Raw genomic sequence first — 19594 nt, 5'->3', positions numbered from 1 at the left:
CAAAATGCTGAATCAGTTTCTACTTAAAAATAATGGTTTTTCTGCCCTTAACCAAAACCCGATTTTCCGTGTGGTATTGGATCGCGCGAGCTAAAACTAAACGCTCTAAATCTCTTCCTTTGCGTACTAAATCTTGAAGAGAATCACGGTGAGAAATGCGGATAATATCTTGCTCAATAATCGGACCTTCATCCAGTTCAGGAGTGACGTAGTGACTAGTCGCGCCGATAATCTTAACCCCTCGGATATAAGCCTGCCTATAAGGACTACGACCGATAAAAGCCGGTAAAAAGGAGTGATGAATATTAATAATTTGATTGGGATAGGCATCAATCATTTGGAGCGTCAAAACCTGCATATAACGTGCCAGAATGACCGTATCAATTTTGTATTCGGTTAATAGTTCCAGTTGCTTTTTCTCTTGTGCTTCTTTATTGTCGCGGGTAATTGGGAGAACATAGTAAGGAATACCATAATGTTCGGCGAGGGGCTTTAAATCAGGATGATTTGAGATAATTAGGGGAATCTCAACTGCAAATTCTCCGAGGCGATGACGCCACAGAATTTCTTGCAGACAATGGTCGGAATTAGAAACAAAAATCGCCAGTCTTGTCTTTTCTTGTGAAAAGTGGATGTTCCAAGTCGCGTCAAATTCTTTAGCCAGTGGGATAAAAGCAGCTTTTAACTCAGAGGGAGGAATCATAAAGTTTTGCATCCCCCAAGCGATTCGTGCTGAAAATATGCCTTCGTTCGCATCAACATGCTGGTCTAAGTCAAGGATATTCCCCCCTCGTTCAAAAATGAAGTTGGAGAGACGAGAGACTAATCCCATGCGATCGCGACAGGAAAATAATAAGATCGCCGTTAAATCATCCTGAAACATTGCCAGCCAACCCATCCTTACTGAACTGAAAGAACCAGCTTAAATTTTACCTGAAACGCGCGATCTCTAAAGGTCAAAGTAACTGGTGTTTTCTTACCGATAACAACACAATGCTTTTATTATGCGGTGGAAAATTTTGTAAACAGCAGTACTCTTACAATTTTGAGACCACCCTGAGAGAGTCTCCAGTAAAATTTCATGATGAGGTAAGGTGAAGAGTCTTTGGTGTCTGCCCGCAGGGCGAGCATGGTGTTGGGTTAGCTAAATTTTAATCGATACTGAGTGCAAACCTGTTGTTGTTCGGGGGTCATTTTTTCAAAACGACGAATAAAGTCGGCTTCAGCACGTTCGATCATTTCTCCCACTGTATTAGAAGCAGTATAGAGCATCGCTTCTAAGACGCTTTTCGTTAAAGCGTCGATATCATCACTGGGTTCAGCATTTTCAGCAATATTTGCCATAATTTCGTCTAAAGAAAAGACGTAAGCATGAGGATAATTTTGTTGAGTTGCCTCCACATATTGAGTATGTAACGCTTCCAGTGTTGTTGTTCTTTCGGCGGCTAAGACCATATACGCTTTGTTTTACCGTTCAACACCTTTAGGTTACTAACTATTCAATTAAGTTCCTTCTCTCTGCAGGAGGAGAGCGCGATATTCCGAAAAGGAACCGGCAAAGCCATCGCGCCTCACTAGACTTGTGGCATAGGATAGTCAGTCATTTAGAATTTCCTATGAACTGACTAAGATAGTGAATCGAGAACCATTATTGGAAATAATGAAATATAATGCTAGTCAAAATTATCAAGACATAATTAGGATTTTCACTATCTTACACAAGCTAAGCTAGAAAATAGGAGGTTTAGGTGATGGTAGAAAAAATAGTTAATAATCGTTTAAGTTCCGAGCAAGATCAAAAGTATTATGCTCTGGTATCATACCTACTACATTCTCGTAGTTCAGGTTCTGATTTTTTTATTCTCAGACCAGGGCATAAATTAAAATTTCTTGATTTAGAGGAAGATTTGCTAAAGGAAAATGGTCAGTATATTATTGACTATCTTCTACAAGCTGAAAAAAATGGAGCTGAAATTTACATTAGAAAACCTAATGACAAATTAAAGCGTGTTCTTTTACGAGAATGGTTTAAAAACGCAAAAAATCAAGGTAGAATAGCTCGGTTAATTCCTAATTAATGGTCTTAATAAATCAAAGGTAACAAATAGTTAAAAATTGTGTTTAACTAATTTTTATGTCAGAATCAGAAGAAGTTACTGGAAATAAGGAGAAAAAAGCTCAGTTTCCCCCAATAAATAAAAAAGTAAATCATGATGAAGAATTAGAAAGCGAAGAAAAAAGTCAGTATTTTACAGAAGAAGAGGTTGCAAAATATCTTGAACGTGATGCAACAAGTGAAGAAAAAGTAAAACTAGATAAATCACTTGATCACAAAAGAGAAGATACACGTTCTAATTTAGCTAACTGGTTAATCTGGTTACTTGTTGGAACTTACTTAGTGACTTTTTTATGTACTTTATGTGTGATGTTTATTCCAATTAATCAAAATGATCTAGAGGAAAGAGATAAAAGATATACCTACACTAAAGATATTTTTGCTCTGTTAATTACAACTCAAACTGGTTTAGTAGGTTCAGTTATTGGCTTCTATTTTGGTAGTAATCAAAATAGAAGCCAATAATAAAATCTTTAAAGTGTAATGCCCCTCAGTAATAACGATACTAGAACCAGATTATCGAGTTGCAAGGTGGTTTTTTTGACCCACCTTTACTCATATAGCAGTTCCCAATCAGGTGAGGTACAAAAGAAAAGGTACAAAGAAGCCCTAAAGCTTAAAATGGTGTACTTCATGAGTTCAAGAACTGCTATATAACAGTTACTACTTAACAGTAACTTTGGCACCTGCTTCTTCTAACTGTTTCTTGATCTCTTCGGCATCTTCTTTGGTCGTAGCTTCTTTCAGTGCTTTCGGGGTTTCTTCCACTAAGCCTTTTGCTTCTTTTAAGCCTAAGCCAGTAATGGTCCGAACGATCTTGAGAATGGCAATTTTCTTGTCAGAAGGTACTTCTTCGAGAACCACATCAAATTCAGTTTTCTCTTCTGCCGCTTCCTCAGCAGCAGCAGCTCCGGGGGCAGCTGCCATCATCATGCCGCCTGCAGGCGCCGACGCATCTACACCAAAAGCTTCTTCAATTTGTTTAACCAGTTCTGAAGCTTCTAATAAGGAGAGAGTTTTTAATTGTTCGAGAATTTCATCAGTTTTTGCAGACATTGGTTTGTACTCCTAAATAAAATGAATGATTGATGAATGAATAACAATCTACGCTGCTTCTTCGTTGTCTTTTTCTGAGACTTCTCTGAGTGCTCGTGCCAGAGACGTGGGAACTTCTTTGATGCCAGTTGCAATTTTGGTCGTATTGGCATTGATTCCGCGAGCAATGCGTGCCATCAGTTCTTCCTTAGAGGGAAGGTCTCCGAGGGCATCCACTTGCTCTTTACTCAAAGGCGCACCTTCCATCACACCACCGCGTAACTCAGTTTTATTGGTGGCTTTAGAAAAGTCTCGATAAGCCTTGATGGCATTGCTAAAGTCATCCTTGACAAATAAAAATGCCGAGGATTCCCTGAGAAAATCTTGTAAAGGTTGCCAATTTTCATCCCCATCAACGGCTCGGCGCATCAGAGTATTTTTGGTTACCTTACAAGTGGTTCCGGTTTCGCGCAGTCGATCGCGCAAATCGCCAATTTCAGAAACGGATAACCCTTTGTAGTTAATCACAATGGTCAGTTGCGATTCACTCAACAGGTCTTTTAATTCCGCTACAACTTGTTTTTTATCTTCTAGTGTTCTGCCCACACGCGCTTGCACCTCCTAGTTTTCATTGGTCTTTCCCCCTTCATCAAAAAAACCCCGGATGATTCTCCGAGGTTTGATGACCCACCCTCCCAACCGCCCAAAACAACTTGGGCACAGGGGGAACGTTTGGGTATTCACCTCGGCAGGCAATTTAAGTCTTATTTGTGACTCCTGCTGTCTTTGGCTTCTACTGTTTGTTGTATTCAGTTTTTCAGTTATGCTGCTTCCGGTAATTTATAGTCTCTTAAAGCGGCAATATCGACTTCAATCGCCGGTCCCATACTCGCGGAAACATAAATGCTGCGCCAGTATCTTCCTTTTGCCCCAGAAGGGCGATTGCGATCGAGCGTTTCTTGTAAGGCTTTGAGATTCGATAATAGATCTTCTGCTGAGAAGGAAGCCTTTCCGAACATGACATGGACAATTCCAGTTCGATCAGCCCGGAATTCTTGCTTCCCGGCTTTGAATTCCTGAATGGCAGACTCTAATTCGTTGGTGACGGTTCCGCCTTTGGGGGAGGGCATTAGTCCTTTCGGTCCCAAAACCCGTCCCAATTTCGCCACTTGGGGCATCATATCCGGGGTTGCCATCACCACATCAAAATCCATGCGACCATTTTGGATTTCTTGAATCAGTTCTTCGGAACCGACCACTTCTGCACCGGCTTCAGTGGCTTCATTCACTTTTTCGCCGCGGGTAATCACAGCAATGCGCACCGCTTGTCCGGTTCCTTTCGGGAAAGTAACGGTGGTTCGGATCTGTTGATCGCTATACTTGGGATCAATTCCCAGGCGAACATGTGCCTCTGCGGTTTCTTCAAATTTAGCGGTTGCTGTTTCTTTAAGTAATTCTAGAGCGGGCAGGGGTTCGTAGGGACGATTTTCAACTTTTTCCAGTAACTCCCGCATCCGACGCGATGGTTTTTTTGCCATTATTTTTCTCCTTGGGTCAATAACGAAGCTGGAGCCTCTCCCCAACTCACACAGTTTAATCTTTAACAGTAATTCCCATATTGCGGGCAGTGCCTTCCACCACTTTCATGGCTGCCTCAATATCATTTGAGTTAAGGTCAGGCATTTTGGTTTCTGCAATTTCTTGCAATTGGGCGCGGGTAATGCTGCCCACCATTTGGCGATTGGGTTCGCTGGACCCTTTTTCAATGCCTGCTGCTTTCTTCAAGAGAACGGCAGCCGGCGGTGTTTTCAGAGTAAAGGTGAAACTACGGTCTTCATAAACCGAAATTTCTACCGGAATCACCATTCCGGCTTGGTCAGCGGTTTTGGCATTGTATTCTTTACAAAACGCCATAATATTTACCCCATGTTGACCCAAGGCAGGACCAACCGGAGGGGCGGGGTTTGCTTTTCCCGCAGGCAGTGCCAATTTAATAAGTGCGACAACTTTTTTTGCCATTGCTAGTCTTGTTTCTCAACCTGATTAAATTCCAATTCCACTGGTGTTTCCCGTCCAAAAATGGAAAGGAGGGCTTTGAGTTTGTTCCGTTCGGAACTGACTTCCACGACTTCTCCATCAAAATCTTTGAACGGTCCACTAAGGACTACAATCTTATCACCGACTGCGACTTTTGCTTGAACGACGGGCTCTTGTTGTTCGCTTTGTCGGAAAATCCGTTCTACTTCCGAGGGGCTTAAAGGCATAGGTTTAACATGACCGCGCCCCCGTCCATAGGGACGTTTTTGTTCGGCACCCACAAAGTTGATCACATTCGGCGTATTTTTTACAACCTGCCAAACTTGGTCATCCAACAGCATTTGGATTAAAACATAGCCGGGAAAAACTTTTTCTTGAGCTTGTTGACGAGTTCCGTCTTTACGCAGTTTGAAGATTGGGGTTTGGGGAATTTCAATTTGTAAAATGCGATCAGCAACATCAAGGGTCTGGCTGCGTTGTTCTAGGTTTGCTTTCACCCGCTTTTCGCATCCAGAAGCTACTTGAATCGCATACCATCTTGGTTTACGATCCGTTGACTGTTCAAGATTTGGGTCTTCGTTTTGATTGTCTGTGGCAAAACTCATCAAAATACCTGTCCTGCAATCCAAATGAAGAGGTTATCAAATAAGTAAATAATGGTGGCAACCAGTGTGACCATTAAAATGACACCGGCTGACTCACTAATCAGTTGTTTACGACTCGGCCAGACAATCTTGCCCAGTTCCTCTTTCGTGCCTTTGAGAAAGTCAGCCAAATCGAAGCTACTTTGCTCTTCTTTTGCTTTCACTTCGGGGCGGTCACTTTTTTTTGGTTCGTTCTTTGCCACAATATCAATCCCCCTTTCTGCTCTTGACGGTTTTCGTTGAGACGAAAAAGTTTCCCCCCGGTACAGTTTTGGACTGGTTACAGGGGGGTTGTAAATAGCGAGCGCGCCCTAGAGGACTCGAACCCCTGACATTCGGTTTTGGAGACCGACGTTCTACCAACTGAACTAAGGACGCACAATGATTGTTATCGCTCATTTAGCCTCGTGCTAGTATAACACTTTTTTCTCCGATTTGCGATCAATCTCGGAGAGGCTTTTAGCGATCAAAGCGCTGTTTCACGCGAGTTGCCTTACCAACGCGATCGCGCAAGTAATAGAGTTTCGCCCGACGCACTTTCCCGCGGCGAATAATTTTAATATCCTTAATCCGAGGAGAATGCAATAAAAATACGCGCTCGACCCCGATACCTTGGAAAACCCGACGGACAGTCATCGTTTCATTCAGTCCACCATGACGCTTGGCGATCACAGTTCCCTCAAAAGGCTGAGTGCGGGTTTTTCCCCCTTCTTGAATCAAAACACCGACCCGCACCGTATCGCCCACATGAATTACGGGCAGATCGTCTTTCATCTGCTCCTGTTCAATGGAGCGGATTATCTCTTGTGCATTCATGGCTTAAAATCCCAGAGAAAAATGTCACAGCCTATGATTGTAAAGCAATTTTTTATGTTTTGTCAATTTAACCTTCTCTTTACTTACGTGAGGTAAAGTTGTGATGGAGGAATTGATCCAAGCATGTATCACTTAGATACGATGATTTAATTTATACATCTTAACCTAAATTTTACAATCACACGATATCTTGCTACGGGACAAACTAATCGAATCGATAGGTTAAAAATATTATGTTGAACATGTTGAACCAATATACACGTCGTTTGATCGCGCTAGCTTCCGTTGGAACACTGACATTTACCCTTGCTGCTTGCGGCGGTGGGCAACAAGCTCAGAATGGAGGGACTGAAGGCGAAACTACTGGTGCTAGTGAAGAAGACTCCCAACTTAGTGGTTCTGTTGCCGTTGACGGTTCTAGTACCGTTTTCCCGATTACAGAAGCAATGGCAGAAGAGTTCCAACAGAAACATCCAGATGTGCGAGTGACTGTTGGTGTTTCTGGAACTGGCGGTGGCTTCAAGAAATTCTGTAATGGTGAAACCGATATCTCTGATGCCTCTCGTCCCATTAAAGAAGTGGAAAAAGAAGCCTGTGCCGAAGCGGGTATTGAATATATTGAATTGCCCGTTGCTTTTGATGCCATTTCTGTGATTAAAAATCCTGCCAATGACTGGGCAGAATGTTTAACCACCGAAGAACTCGAAACCATGTGGAGACCGGACGCTCAGGGACAAATTGATAATTGGAATCAAGTTCGTGATAGTTTCCCAGATCAAAGACTCAGCTTGTACGGACCTGGGGTTGACTCGGGAACCTTTGACTACTTCACGGAAGCGATTATGGGTGAAGGGGGTGCCAGTCGCGGTGACTATACCGCCAGCGAAGACGACAATGTGATTGTGCAAGGGGTTATGAGTGACCAAGGCGGCTTAGGCTATCTCGGTCTCGCTTACTACGAAGAAAACCAAGACGAATTAGGGGCGATCACGATTGATGATGGCAATCCGGATAACGGAGAAGGCTGTATTGAGCCCAGTACCGCTACTGTAGAAGAAGGAACCTATCAGCCCCTAGCACGACCCATTTTTATTTATGTTAGGCGGTCCGCGGCAGAGGAAAAACCGCAAGTTCAAGCATTTATTCAATTCTATATGGATGCAGCCAACCGCAACCTTGTCAGTGAAGTGGGGTATGTTGCGCTTAGCGACAGCATTTACCAAAAGGCGTTGAGTCGCTTTGAGGAACGCAAAACGGGTACAGTCTTTGAAGATGGTTCCACAGTTGGCGTGAAGCTCAACGAGGTGCTTTAATCTGAATGGTCTGAAATGATCAATTGAGTTGGGTCAGTCGGTCATCGGCTGGCCAACAGTTAGAGTGGGCACCTTCGGCTTAGGAAGGTGTCTACTCTGACCTTAACGTGAGCCCTTTCAACTATATGAGGAGCAATGACAGCGAATCAACGTGACAATCTATTCAAGCCCGCTCGGGGTTTCAATAAACTCAGCGAGCGCCTTGTTGTTTTTCTTTTTGGCCTATTTGCCTTTATCTCTATCGCCACAACAGCAGGGATTGTCCTGACCCTAGGATTTGAAACCATTAACTTTTTTCAGAAAGTACCCTTATGGCGTTTTCTCACTGATACACAATGGACGCCTTTATTTGTCAATCCACAATACGGCATTTTTGTGCTCTTGAGCGGAACATTTTTGACTTCTGTAATTGCTATTACTGTTGCTTTGCCCATTGGCTTACTATCAGCAATTTACCTGAGTGAATATGCGCCTGCTAGAGTACGTCGTTCGATTAAACCAGCATTAGAAGTCTTAGCAGGAGTACCATCTGTTGTTTTCGGTTACTTTGCGCTACTCTTTGTAACGCCATTATTACAAAATTTTATTCCGGGTTTACAGGGCTTTAATGCGCTGAGCGCTGGTTTAGTCATGGGAATTTCAATTACCCCCCTAGTTGGCTCAATTAGCGAAGATGCAATTTATTCTGTACCGCAAAGTTTACGTCAAGGGGCTTATGCCATGGGTTGCACTAAAAAAGAGGTTGTGATTGGCGTGGTGATTCCAGCAGCTTTATCTGGAATTGTTGCTTCCTTTATCTTAGCGATCTCGCGTGCAGTTGGAGAAACCATGATTGTAACGGTTGCTGCGGGACAAAACCCAACTTTAACCTTGAATCCTTTAGTATCTGTTCAAACGATGACCTCCTTTATCGTTCAGGTTAGTCTAGGAGATGCGCCAACTGGGACGCTTGCCTACAACACTTTATTTGTGGTTGGCACCAGCTTATTTTTAATTACACTCCTACTGAATATCTTTAGTTTTTGGTTTGTACGCAAATTTAGGGAGAAATACGAGTAATGACAACTGCCGATCCCATGCAAGAGCAGGTGAGTACACAATTTCAGACCTCCCTGCCCAAACGTTACCAGCAAGGTAACATTTTTCGTATTATCAGCCTAATTGCCACTTACATTGGTTTAGTGGTCTTAGCTGTTCTATTAATCGACGTTTTTATTGATGGTATTAGTAACCTCGATTGGAGCTTTATGACCAATTATCCTTCCCGTAAGCCGGAACAAGCTGGATTTTTATCGGCTTGGGTGGGAACAATTTGGCTCATGGTCATTACTGCCATTCTTTCTTTTGTTGTTGGTGTTGGTTCCGGCATCTTCTTAGAAGAATTTGCTGCGGACACCTGGTATGCCAAAGTCATTGAAGTCAATATTGGCAATTTAGCGGCGGTCCCCTCAATTATTTATGGCTTGCTGGGCTTACAAGCCTTCGTGCGGGTGATGCAACCCCTAACAGGAGGGCGCACCGTATTGGCCGGATCGATGACCATGTCGTTGCTCATTCTGCCGATTATTATTGTTGCCACTCGTGAAGCGCTAAGAGCCGTTCCGGATAGTTTAAGACAAGGGGGAATGGCACTGGGAGCAACCCGTTGGCAAGTGGTGCGAGAACAAGTGTTCCCTCTTGCCTTTCCTGGTATGTTAACCGGAACCATTCTTGCCTTATCCCGTGCCATTGGCGAAACAGCACCCTTAATTACAGTGGGAGCTTTAACTTATATTGCCTTTTTACCCCCAACCTGGCCGATTTGGGAAGGGTTAAGAACCCCCTTTACCGTCATGCCCATTCAAATTTTTAATTGGGTATCCCGTCCCCAAGAAGAGTTTCACGCGGTTGCTGCCACTGGCATTATTATTCTGATGGTGGCATTACTCCTAATGAATTCCCTTGCCATCTTTCTTCGGAATAAATTTCAGAAAAAACTAGATTAAAATCATCGTTTTTTAAAAATTGAGGTAAAAAAATGACCAGCGATCCCCAACTTTCTCAAACACCGCATAACGCCCAGGTTAATGAAGCGGTTTTAAAAGTAGATAATGTTAATGTCTACTACGGTTCCTATTTGGCAGTGCGCAATGTCAACATGGATATTTATGCCAACGAAGTGACAGCCTTGATTGGTCCATCGGGCTGTGGTAAAAGTACGATTCTCCGCTGCTTTAATCGTCTCAATGATTTAGTCGCTGGAGCAAGAGTGGAAGGAAAAATTACCTATCATGATAAAGATTTATATGCCAAAGGCGTTGATCCGGTAGAGGTGCGCCGTCGCATTGGCATGGTATTCCAGAAGCCCAACCCTTTCCCGAAATCAATTTATGAAAATATTGCCTTTGGGGCGCGGATTAATGGCTATCAGGGGAATATGGATGAATTGATTGAGCAAAGCCTAAAACAAGCTGCCCTTTGGGATGAGGTGAAAGATAAGTTAAAAGAAAGTGGTTTATCTTTATCCGGCGGACAACAACAGCGTCTTTGTATTGCCCGGGGAATCGCCATTCAGCCGGAAGTGATTTTAATGGACGAACCTTGTTCTGCACTGGACCCCATTTCTACCCTCCGAATTGAAGAGTTAATTGCGGAATTGAAAGAGAGATACACAATTGTGATTGTGACTCACAATATGCAGCAGGCTTCCCGGGTTTCCGACCGGACCGCATTTTTTAATGCCGAAGCCATAGAAGGCGGGAAGCAAGGGTATCTCGTGGAATATGACGATACAGAAACGATCTTTCAAAATCCGAAAGAAGAAGCCACTCAGCAATATGTTAGCGGCGCATTTGGTTAAATTTTCCTGCGATTGGCAATTGAAGCAACCGCTACTGAATTATTCTCAGTGGCGGTTTTTTAGGTGCAGTTTCAAAACAGCAAAGTTTCAAGGCTGGGATTTAAGATGAAATAAAGAGGACTGAGTTATGGGGGATGAATCTCTTAATCCGTATTCTCTCCCTTGCTTGGGAATCAATATGTAGCAAAAATTACTGTTTTCATCTTAAGGAGACGATTGTCAATCGAGACCCTATACGGCAACCTAAAAGGACTCAAATCAAGCCAGCTTAAACAACTGCAACGGCTGTATCATCAGCGTCAGCCGCGCGATCGCGCAACCACCCCGGAATTTGCTCAGCGCCTTGCTGCGATTAGTACAGAAATTAATCAGCCGGTATCCGCTTATATTAACCGTCGCGGACAAGTGATTCGGGTGGGGGTGGGTAGCCCGCGACAAACGCAAATTCCCCCCCTGGAATTACCGCGTTATGGCGCTAAGCGGCTGTCGGGGATTCGGTGTGTGACCACGGCGTTGAAGTCAAACCCCCCGAAAAAACCCAGTCTCACGGCAATGGTGTTGCAGCGATTAGACGCGCTGGTGACGTTAACGCTGACCGGTCAAGGATTCCAGCGTCGCGGGGGTGGGGCAACCGGTTATGTGGAATCAGCTTATTTAGCGCATCTTGCCCCAGAATCTGATCCCAGTCGCGAAGAAGGGTTATATTGGACAGTTTCTCCGCCGTTGAGTCTAGATGTTCTGACGAAACAAGATTTCCTAGACCTAGTTGAGGGGCTAGAAGCGGAATTTGAGCGGGAATATGTCGCCCAGCAGGTGGATAGTTCCCATCAGCGCGTGGTGGTTGTGGGGTTGATGAGTGCTGAATTATCCCAGCAACAGTTTGCAGATGGCTTGGCGGAAGTGATCCGTTTGGTGGATACCGCAGGGGGTGAGGTGTTACAGACGATTACCCAACGGCGCAGTCGCCCTCATCCCCAGACTGTGATTGGGGCAGGGAAAGTCCAAGAAATCGCGATCGCGGTGCAAACGGTGGGTGCGAGTTTAGTGGCGTTTGATCAAGATTTGAGTCCGGCCCAAGTGCGCAATTTAGAACAGCAAATTGGCGTAAGAGTGATTGACCGGACAGAGTTAATTTTAGATATTTTTGCCCAAAGAGCGCGATCGCGCGCCGGAAAACTCCAAGTTGAATTGGCACAATTGGAATATCTCCTCCCGCGTCTGGTGGGGCGGGGCGAAGCCATGTCTCGTCTCGGTGGTGGTATTGGCACCCGTGGGCCTGGAGAAACCAAACTGGAAACGGAACGCCGTCGTATTCAAAAGCGGGTATCCCGGTTACAGCAGGAAGTCAATCAACTGCAATCCCATCGTTCCCGGATGCGCCACCAGCGACAAAAACAAGAAGTGCCGACCATTGCCGTGGTGGGTTATACCAATGCGGGAAAATCTACTTTGCTCAATTGCTTAACCCATGCTGAAATTTACGCCGAAGACCAATTATTTGCCACCCTTGACCCAACCACTCGTCGTCTCACTGTTCCGTCGCAAGGAGAATTACAAACTGTCTTACTAACGGATACCGTGGGGTTTATTAAAGAACTCCCCCCAGCTTTAATTGATGCCTTCCGTGCCACCCTAGAAGAAGTGAGTGAAGCGGATGCGATGTTGCATGTTGTTGACTTATCTCATCGGGCTTGGCAAAGCCAAATCGAATCAGTGAGCAAAATTCTAGAAGAAATGCCAATTATGCCGCCGGAGAGTTTATTGGTATTTAATAAGATTGATCAAGTGGATACAGAAACGCTGACTGAAGCAAAACAACACTTTCCAGAAGCCGTTTATATTTCGGCAGAGCAAAGATTAGGATTAGAAACCTTACGAGAAAAAATGGGAGTCATGATCCTTCAAACTTAACCATGTTATAGTCATTATGGTGAAATTGTGAAAACGATGGAACAGACCTTAACCCTAGTAGTCAAGCTGAATGTAGGATTTGAGCAAGCCTCTTAACTTTTTCGTTGCGCGATGGCTTCGCCGGTTCCCGTAGGGAACATCGCGCTCTTTTAATCTATTTATTTTTTCTTACAAGTCATACAACTGCTTAAACCAATTAACAAACGGTTTGGCTTGGGGATGATTTGGATTCAGAATCTTTTCCATTACAGCATTATGTAATTGTCGCCCTGGTGGATCTTGCCATGCCAGCCAAGTGTAAATTTGTGCCTTATCAAAATGAGAATTGATAAAAGTAGCTCCTTGATTTTTAGCTTCTTTAGTAACGTTTTGAGCATATTGCCAAAGTGGCTCACTTTCATCTGGAATCAAGTAGCTTAAAAAAGTTTCTAACATCCCTCTGGCTTGATTATCAGGCATAATCCAAACACCAAACTGAATGTCATTTATTGGATGAATAAGCCCTGTTGTTGGTAAGTTTTCAGGAATATCTGGAATACTCTCTAAACAAGCATTTCTAATGCTTTTCCAACGCTCATTAAGATTATCATCTGCATCAACTATAACTCCTAGAGCCTGTAGCCCAGATTTTTGCAAAACAGTAGAAATTAAAGTGGAGTCAATATTTTGATAACCGCCACATTCTCGAATGAAAGCAGGTTCTTCTTGTTTTTTCCAAGGGATACCATTTGCTTCCATCAAATAGGGAATTACTCTTTTATCTTCCTCTCCTTCCACTAATAACCAGTTCGGTGACTTATCTTGCCTTGACATTACTAACGCACCTCAATATCCCACTTGGCAGCAGTGAGAATTTGCTCGCGATTGAAAACGACTCCTGTATCTTTTCCTTTTTCAATTCTCTGGATTGTAATGCCATCTTCTGCGGTATCTTCTCGACTGGCAATATCAGCTAAACTCATCCAACAATCACTGCTATGTGTTGTGGCAAAAACTTGAACATTAAGTCTTTTTGCAGTCTCCCAAACCAATTTCCACATATCAGACATGGCAGTGAAATGTAAGCCCGTATCAATTTCATCGACTAACAAAACACCATTTGATGCACTAACGGTTGCTAAGGCAAGTCCTAAAATACGCCAGATCCCATCACCCATACTGCCAATTGGGATGCGTTGTTTACTATCACTAAACCGTACCATAAATCCTTCCCGTGCTTCAGAACTTATCTCTCTTTCCGAACTAACTGAAGCAATACGAATAATTCTTGGTTCAATTGTTTGCAGTGCTTGCAAGACTAAGTCTTCTTCAGGGGTTAAAACAATCTGATCAAATAGGTCGATCATTTTAGCAGAGCTTAACGCAGATGAGGTGATAAATTGCGTTTTAGTTTCACTTTTTTTTTGAATACCACTGTTTTTTATGGCACGAATATAATAATCAGATAATCCGCCGTTACCAGATAAGGGAAATCTCCAAGTGTTTGGTTCTTCTGCATATGTCCATTTTAGAATAAAACCAAGCTCATTCAAATTCATTCTGCTAGCATCAATTAAAAAATCTTGACCCTGATTAAATTGTTCTTTTTCAGGAGTAGAATTTAATACTTCCATGTCAGCTAAATGATAACTTGGTTGCTTACCTTTACGAAAGCCCATATATCCAATGAGTTTTTCTTGGCTATCTTTGTGGACACCCAAAACTAAAAATCTACTCTTAATGGTTATTTCATGATCATAAAAAAGGTGACAAATATCTAGCTCTTTATATTTTCTATTTTCATCCCAAAAGCATTCACCTCGGCTTATCATCATCTCTCTGAGAGGCTCAAGGTTATTCCGTGAACAGAGGAGTCGAATCGCCTCTAAAATAGAGGTTTTACCACTGTTATTCCTGCCTACTAATAGATTTAATCTTCCGAGATTTTGAAGTTCAAAAGACTCAAAACCACGAAAGTTTTCAATTTTGATTGTTTTTAGCATCGGAGTTAAACTGATACCAGCATTTACAGCATAACCTAATGAGCAGTTTGTAGGGTGGCATCGCCCACCCTTTAGACAACGCTCTAAACACCTAAGCTAAAGGTAAGGATAATTGTTGAGGTTGCTGTGAAAGACTACTTACAGTTTCTTGTTCTACCTTATCTTGAAAAAAATGCTTCAAAATTTCTCCAATTCCATCATTAGGGTTAAACTCTATTCCTCCTTTTTGAATCAAATCAATATTACCTTGAGGAGAATCTTTGTAATACTGAGGAGTAACGACAAATAGAGGAAGTCCCATCTTTAAAGCTGTTTTTGCTGCATCAAATCAGACTAGAATCTTATATTCGTTATTTCAGTATTCATTAAATCATTGATCATCATTTTTCAAACTAAGAAGACATTACTTCAACTTCTACAGATTGCGCTTCTTCTTGATTCTTAAACACCAGTTGATGATCCTCACAATCGACGAGGATGGTATCCCCTTCCGTAAATGCCATTTCTAGGATTTTCGTGGCAATGGGGTTTTCTAACTCCCGTTGAATCGCTCGTTTGAGAGGACGTGCCCCGTAAACCGGATCGTAACCCACATCAACTAAGTAATCTTGCGCTGCTTCAGTCAGTTTAATCGTGATTTTTTGTTCCGATAAGAGACTTTCAATCCGTCGGAGTTGAATGGTAATGATGCGCCCGAGTTCTTCTCGTCTGAGAGTGTGGAAGATAATCAAGTCATCAATGCGATTGAGGAATTCCGGGCGGAAATGTTCGCGGAGGGCTTGTAAAACTTTTTTCCGCATTTGTTCATATTGTGAGTCTTCTTGTGCAAGCTGTAATATGTCTTCACCGCCAATATTGCTAGTCATCACGATAATCGTATTACGGAAGTCAACCGTCCGTCCTTGGGAATCGGTAATGCGCCCATCATCTAAAACTTGGAGGAGAATGTTGAAGACATCGGGATGGGCTTTTTCCACTTCATCCAACAGCACCACGGAATAGGGACGACGGCGGATCTGTTCAGAGAGTTGTCCCCCTTCTTCGTAACCGACATAGCCCGGCGGTGCGCCAACTAAACGAGAGACGGAATGTTTTTCCATGTATTCGGACATATCAATCCGAATCATGGATTCTTCGCTATCAAATAAAAATTCCGCGATCGCGCGCGCTAATTCTGTTTTTCCGACCCCGGTGGGACCCATGAACAAGAAGGAACCAATGGGACGGGCGGGATCTTTCATTCCTGCTCTTGCCCGCCGTATCGCAGCAGAAACCGCCGCTACTGCTTCTTTTTGACCAATCACTCGTTCATGTAAATAGCCTTCTAAGCCTAATAGTTTCTGCCGTTCTGACTCTAACAAGCGATTAACGGGAATGCTCGTCCATTTCGCAACAATTTCTGCAATATCGGCTTCTGTGACTTGTTCCCGTAATAATGCCCGTCCTTGAGACTGCATTTCCAGTAGTTTTCCCTCTTTATCTTCCCGTTGACGTTGTAAGCCTTCGAGTTGTCCATACTTCAACTGCGCTGCTTTTTCCAAGTCATATTCTCGTTCGGCTTGTTCCACTTGGACGCGCAATTGGTCTTCTTCTTCTTTGAGGGTATTAATTTCCTCTAACATCTGTTTTTCTGATTGCCACTGAGAAGAGAGTTCTTTCTGACTGCCTTCGAGTTCCTGCATTTCCTGCTCAATTTTCTCCAGGCGTTCTTTGGCCGAACGATAGGCACTGGTATTCCCGCTGGCTAACTCGTCTTCTCCTTCTAAAGAGAGTTTTTCCATTTGCAACTGCATCAGGCGACGATCAATGCTTTCGAGTTCCGTTGGTTTGGAGGTAATTTCCATTTTCAACTTCGCCGCCGCTTCATCGACCAAGTCAATGGCTTTATCCGGTAGAAAGCGATCGGTAATGTAGCGATCCGATAAACTGGCAGCAGCCACCAATGCCGAATCGGTAATTTTCACCCCATGATGAACTTCGTAGCGTTCCTTCAATCCCCGTAAAATGGAAACCGTTGCTTCCACATCCGGCTGTTTCACGTATACTTGTTGAAACCGCCGTTCCAGTGCTGGATCTTTTTCAATGTGCTTACGGTATTCATCGAGAGTGGTTGCCCCTATACAGCGCAATTCTCCTCGTGCCAGCATGGGTTTTAAGAGATTGCCAGCATCCATCGTGCCTTGACCGGAACCAGTTCCGACCACAGTTTGTAATTCATCAATAAAGAGCACAATTTGCCCTTCGGAGTGAGTGACCTCCCGTAACACCTTCCGCAGCCGGTCTTCAAATTCCCCGCGATATTTCGCCCCAGCAATCAGACTGCCCATATCTAAGGCAATTAACCGCCGATTTTTAAGAGATTCTGGAACATCCCCATTGACAATCCGTTGCGCTAGCCCTTCTGCAATTGCCGTTTTCCCCACACCCGGTTCACCAATTAAAACCGGATTATTTTTAGAACGACGGGATAACACTTGTACCACACGCCGAATTTCTTCATCCCGACCAATGACCGGATCGAGTTTACCGCCACTGGCTTGTTCAGTTAAATCCCGTCCATATTTTTCTAAGGGACTTTGTTCTTCTTCTTTCTCTTGTTCTTTTTCCCCTTCTCCTTCTGCTGTGCTTGTTTCTTCTTGGGTAGAATTGGCGCGAAATTCTTTAATCGCCGCTTCAATATCTTGGGGATCAACACTGTAAGGGCGCAACAAACGACGACCGACTCGTTCATCTTCAGCAAAAGCGAGCAAGAGATGTTCGACACCAATCACCTCATCTTGCCAACTTTGCCTTGCTTTCTCAGCGCGATCGAGCAACTGATCTAACCCTCGTCCCAAGTAGAGTTGTTCCACTCGCATTGATTTCCGTTGCCGGTTGGTAAAGACTTCAAGCTGCTGTTGAAGGCGAGAGACATCAATTTGTTTCGCTTCTAAAATTTGATTGGCGACCCCTTCTGTGGAAAATAGGGTCAGCATTAAGTGTTCTACTTCTAATTCCTGATTTTTGAAGCGGCGGGCTACTTCTTGTGAATCAACAATTACATCCCAGGCTTGTTGCGTAAACTTGCTCGGGTCAGTCGGCTGCATTCTTTACTCTCGATTGGTGTTAAATTGGCTTTCATCAAGAGTATAGCAATTTCTTTGTCTTACTCACTGTTGTTAATTGATGACAACTTAACTTGTTTGTTGCCAGTTTTTCTTTAATTAGTGAGAAAATTGCGCCATAAATTTGCGGTCAATGTGATCTTTCCAACGCCAAAGCAGTGGGCAATGCAAGCCAAAATTTCCCCAGGACGCGATCGCGCTTTCATCACCGGTGCCAATTAAACTGAGATAATTTCGCTGCGGACGATAAGGCTTTAAAGGTTTTCCTAAAACAATCCGTTGTAAATTTTGAAACAACGGTTTTCCTTGTCGCACGGCAAACACCCCGGCTTTCGGACGGGGATGGTTAACCATTGTTGCAATATCCCCAGCCGCAAAGACAAAAGAATGCGAGATTGATTGTAAATAGTCATTAACGAGCATAAATCCTCGCTCATCAGTGGCTAAACCACTTTCTTGAATCCAATGCGGTGCGCTGGCTTGTGTCACCCAAAAGATAATATCGGTTGCGAGAACAAACCCGGATTCACAGACCACTTTATCCGGAAACACTTCCCTGACCGCTTCTCCTAAATGAAGGGAGATGCCTCGTTGTTTAAGCAAGGATGCCAAATGGCGACGCACCCATTTCCCTTTATCGAGTAATAATTCCTTTTCCCGTTGGAATAAATGAATGGACACCTGCTGACTCTTTTCCTGCAAGTGTTTTTGCATATTTAAAGCGAGTTCTACCCCACCAGCCCCACCGCCAACAATCGCAAGGGTGCGTTGTTGCTGAGGATTTTTTTCCACACTTTCTAGAAATTGATACCAGTGCTTGAGGAACACAGAAACCGGTTTTGCCGGAACCGCATAATCTTTGGCACCGGGAACTGTCAAAGTGGCTGGCGTAGAACCAATATCAACAGAGACTTGATCAAAGGTTAATGGGGGACGATTCAGACATAAGATTTGCTTGTGCTTGAGGTCTAAACCGACTGCTTTGTCATGATAAAAGTCAGCTTGGGCACGTTGGGCCAGAGGCGGTAAATCGATGTGCGTTTCATCGTAAGTGTAGAGTCCTGCTACATGACCGGGTAACATCCCAGAATAGGGGGTTTTTTCGGTATCGCTCAGGAGCGTTAAGCGAACCTCTGGGAGGGTATGCAACTGCCACATTCGTAGTAAAATGGCATGACTATGACCGCCACCGATGAGAACAAGTTTTTGGGGTTGAGCGCGCGATTGCATGAGCAATAACTTGAAGACGACAGTTTCTATTGTTTCTTAGATTTTTAAATCTTGACTGAATTTTTTATGAGTACAAGGGAAAAAGTCCAGTGCGCGATCGCGCTAGGGAGTAATTTAGGAGAGTCACAACAGATTCTTGAACAAGCCATTCAACAGTTAGATACTCATTCTGAGGTGAGCGTCAGTGCTGTTTCCAGCTGGTACGAAACCCTTCCTGTAGGACCGGAACAGCCGAACTATCTCAATGGCTGTGCCCTCTTAACCACTAGCTTATCCCCTGGCGATCTCTTAGCCACCTTACTCAAGATTGAAAATGAATTTGGGCGGGTGCGCCAGGAACGTTGGGGGGCGCGCACCCTTGATTTAGATATCCTTTTATATGATGATCAGGTGTTGGCAACAGAACACTTACAAATTCCTCATCCACGGATGAGAGAACGGGCCTTTGTTTTAGTGCCTTTAGCTGAAATCGCCCCGAACTGGATTGATCCGGTTACTGGCAGCGCGATCGCGCAATTAAAACAAAGTATCGACTGTTCCGGTATCTTACAAAAACTTTAATTTTTA

22 protein-coding genes, 1 tRNA gene and 1 other annotated feature are annotated in these 19594 nt (G+C 43.7%); of the genes, 8 read left to right on the top strand and 15 right to left on the bottom strand.

Annotated features, from left to right (window positions below; translation table 11 throughout):
- Nucleotides 1–19 precede the first annotated feature (19 nt).
- Nucleotides 20–898 (bottom strand): formyltetrahydrofolate deformylase, encoded by an 879-nt coding sequence (gene purU / locus GVY04_10625; GenBank protein NBD16566.1) that lies wholly within the window; start codon nucleotides 896–898, stop codon nucleotides 20–22.
- Nucleotides 899–1140: 242 nt separating this feature from the next.
- Nucleotides 1141–1455, bottom strand: coding sequence for a hypothetical protein (locus GVY04_10620; protein NBD16565.1), 315 nt, complete (start codon nucleotides 1453–1455; stop codon nucleotides 1141–1143).
- 296 nt (nucleotides 1456–1751) lie between these two features.
- On the opposite strand from GVY04_10620, the gene GVY04_10615 reads away from it, so the two are divergent.
- Both GVY04_10615 and GVY04_10610 read left to right on the top strand, forming a co-directional pair.
- Nucleotides 1752–2078 (top strand): hypothetical protein, encoded by a 327-nt coding sequence (locus tag GVY04_10615; GenBank protein NBD16564.1) that lies wholly within the window; start codon nucleotides 1752–1754, stop codon nucleotides 2076–2078.
- 56 nt (nucleotides 2079–2134) lie between these two features.
- Nucleotides 2135–2581, top strand: coding sequence for a hypothetical protein (locus tag GVY04_10610; GenBank protein ID NBD16563.1), 447 nt, complete (start codon nucleotides 2135–2137; stop codon nucleotides 2579–2581).
- A 198-nt stretch (nucleotides 2582–2779) separates the two neighbouring features.
- Here the strand turns inward: GVY04_10610 and rplL are convergent, their stop codons facing one another.
- The 8 genes from rplL to rplS all read right to left on the bottom strand — a co-directional run bounded on the left by rplL (nucleotide 2780) and on the right by rplS (nucleotide 6648).
- Nucleotides 2780–3172 (bottom strand): 50S ribosomal protein L7/L12, encoded by a 393-nt coding sequence (gene rplL, locus GVY04_10605; protein NBD16562.1) that lies wholly within the window; start codon nucleotides 3170–3172, stop codon nucleotides 2780–2782.
- A gap of 48 nt (nucleotides 3173–3220) precedes the next feature.
- The gene (locus tag GVY04_10600; GenBank protein ID NBD16561.1) at nucleotides 3221–3757 is read right to left on the bottom strand and encodes a 50S ribosomal protein L10; all 537 of its coding nucleotides are present in this window, start codon (nucleotides 3755–3757) and stop codon (nucleotides 3221–3223) included.
- Between the two features lie 36 nt (nucleotides 3758–3793).
- Nucleotides 3794–3959: a sequence feature (ribosomal protein L10 leader region), on the bottom strand.
- 13 nt (nucleotides 3960–3972) lie between these two features.
- Entirely contained in the window at nucleotides 3973–4689 is a 717-nt protein-coding gene (gene rplA / locus GVY04_10595; GenBank protein NBD16560.1) for a 50S ribosomal protein L1, read from the bottom strand.
- A gap of 55 nt (nucleotides 4690–4744) precedes the next feature.
- On the bottom strand, nucleotides 4745–5170 hold the full coding sequence (rplK, locus tag GVY04_10590; GenBank protein NBD16559.1) for a 50S ribosomal protein L11: 426 nt from the start codon (nucleotides 5168–5170) through the stop codon (nucleotides 4745–4747).
- A 2-nt stretch (nucleotides 5171–5172) separates the two neighbouring features.
- Nucleotides 5173–5793 carry a transcription termination/antitermination protein NusG gene (gene nusG / locus GVY04_10585; GenBank protein ID NBD16558.1) on the bottom strand — a complete coding sequence of 207 codons (621 nt, stop codon included), beginning with the start codon at nucleotides 5791–5793 and terminating at the stop codon, nucleotides 5173–5175.
- Nucleotides 5793–6035, bottom strand: coding sequence for a preprotein translocase subunit SecE (gene secE / locus GVY04_10580; protein NBD16557.1), 243 nt, complete (start codon nucleotides 6033–6035; stop codon nucleotides 5793–5795). Before secE ends, nusG begins: the two co-directional genes overlap by 1 nt.
- Before the next feature lie 102 nt (nucleotides 6036–6137).
- A tRNA-Trp gene (locus tag GVY04_10575) sits at nucleotides 6138–6210 on the bottom strand.
- 81 nt (nucleotides 6211–6291) lie between these two features.
- The gene (rplS, locus tag GVY04_10570) at nucleotides 6292–6648 is read right to left on the bottom strand and encodes a 50S ribosomal protein L19 (protein ID NBD16556.1); all 357 of its coding nucleotides are present in this window, start codon (nucleotides 6646–6648) and stop codon (nucleotides 6292–6294) included.
- Nucleotides 6649–6890: 242 nt separating this feature from the next.
- Between rplS and pstS the strand changes: the two genes are divergently transcribed.
- From pstS to hflX, 5 genes are all read left to right on the top strand, one after another.
- The gene (gene pstS / locus GVY04_10565) at nucleotides 6891–7961 is read left to right on the top strand and encodes a phosphate ABC transporter substrate-binding protein PstS family protein (protein NBD16555.1); all 1071 of its coding nucleotides are present in this window, start codon (nucleotides 6891–6893) and stop codon (nucleotides 7959–7961) included.
- A gap of 135 nt (nucleotides 7962–8096) precedes the next feature.
- Nucleotides 8097–9020, top strand: coding sequence for a phosphate ABC transporter permease subunit PstC (gene pstC, locus GVY04_10560; GenBank protein ID NBD16554.1), 924 nt, complete (start codon nucleotides 8097–8099; stop codon nucleotides 9018–9020).
- On the top strand, nucleotides 9020–9946 hold the full coding sequence (pstA, locus tag GVY04_10555; protein NBD16553.1) for a phosphate ABC transporter permease PstA: 927 nt from the start codon (nucleotides 9020–9022) through the stop codon (nucleotides 9944–9946). The genes pstC and pstA overlap by 1 nt, the downstream gene beginning before the upstream one ends.
- A gap of 32 nt (nucleotides 9947–9978) precedes the next feature.
- Entirely contained in the window at nucleotides 9979–10800 is an 822-nt protein-coding gene (gene pstB / locus GVY04_10550) for a phosphate ABC transporter ATP-binding protein (GenBank protein ID NBD16552.1), read from the top strand.
- A 222-nt stretch (nucleotides 10801–11022) separates the two neighbouring features.
- Complete coding sequence (hflX, locus tag GVY04_10545; protein NBD16551.1) at nucleotides 11023–12711, top strand: GTPase HflX; 1689 nt, start codon at nucleotides 11023–11025, stop codon at nucleotides 12709–12711.
- A 168-nt stretch (nucleotides 12712–12879) separates the two neighbouring features.
- On the opposite strand, the gene GVY04_10540 is transcribed toward hflX, so the two are convergent.
- From GVY04_10540 to GVY04_10520, 5 genes are all read right to left on the bottom strand, one after another.
- Complete coding sequence (locus GVY04_10540) at nucleotides 12880–13524, bottom strand: hypothetical protein (GenBank protein NBD16550.1); 645 nt, start codon at nucleotides 13522–13524, stop codon at nucleotides 12880–12882.
- Between the two features lie 2 nt (nucleotides 13525–13526).
- Complete coding sequence (locus GVY04_10535) at nucleotides 13527–14693, bottom strand: AAA family ATPase (GenBank protein NBD16549.1); 1167 nt, start codon at nucleotides 14691–14693, stop codon at nucleotides 13527–13529.
- A gap of 91 nt (nucleotides 14694–14784) precedes the next feature.
- The gene (locus tag GVY04_10530; protein NBD16548.1) at nucleotides 14785–14994 is read right to left on the bottom strand and encodes a hypothetical protein; all 210 of its coding nucleotides are present in this window, start codon (nucleotides 14992–14994) and stop codon (nucleotides 14785–14787) included.
- Nucleotides 14995–15085: 91 nt separating this feature from the next.
- Nucleotides 15086–17779 carry an ATP-dependent chaperone ClpB gene (gene clpB, locus GVY04_10525; protein NBD16547.1) on the bottom strand — a complete coding sequence of 898 codons (2694 nt, stop codon included), beginning with the start codon at nucleotides 17777–17779 and terminating at the stop codon, nucleotides 15086–15088.
- A gap of 117 nt (nucleotides 17780–17896) precedes the next feature.
- A complete protein-coding gene (locus GVY04_10520) occupies nucleotides 17897–19027 on the bottom strand; it encodes an FAD-dependent oxidoreductase (protein NBD16546.1) in 1131 nt (376 codons plus the stop codon).
- Nucleotides 19028–19093: 66 nt separating this feature from the next.
- Here GVY04_10520 and folK point away from each other — a divergent pair, with 66 nt between their 5' ends.
- Nucleotides 19094–19588, top strand: a complete 495-nt coding sequence (gene folK, locus GVY04_10515; protein NBD16545.1) for a 2-amino-4-hydroxy-6-hydroxymethyldihydropteridine diphosphokinase — start codon at nucleotides 19094–19096, stop codon at nucleotides 19586–19588.
- Nucleotides 19589–19594 lie beyond the last annotated feature (6 nt).

Source organism: Cyanobacteria bacterium GSL.Bin1 (assembly GCA_009909085.1).
In the GTDB taxonomy this organism is placed as follows: domain Bacteria; phylum Cyanobacteriota; class Cyanobacteriia; order Cyanobacteriales; family Rubidibacteraceae; genus Halothece.
The sequence above is the reverse complement of the archived record's forward strand: the minus strand, read 5'-3'. Positions and strand labels throughout refer to the sequence as shown.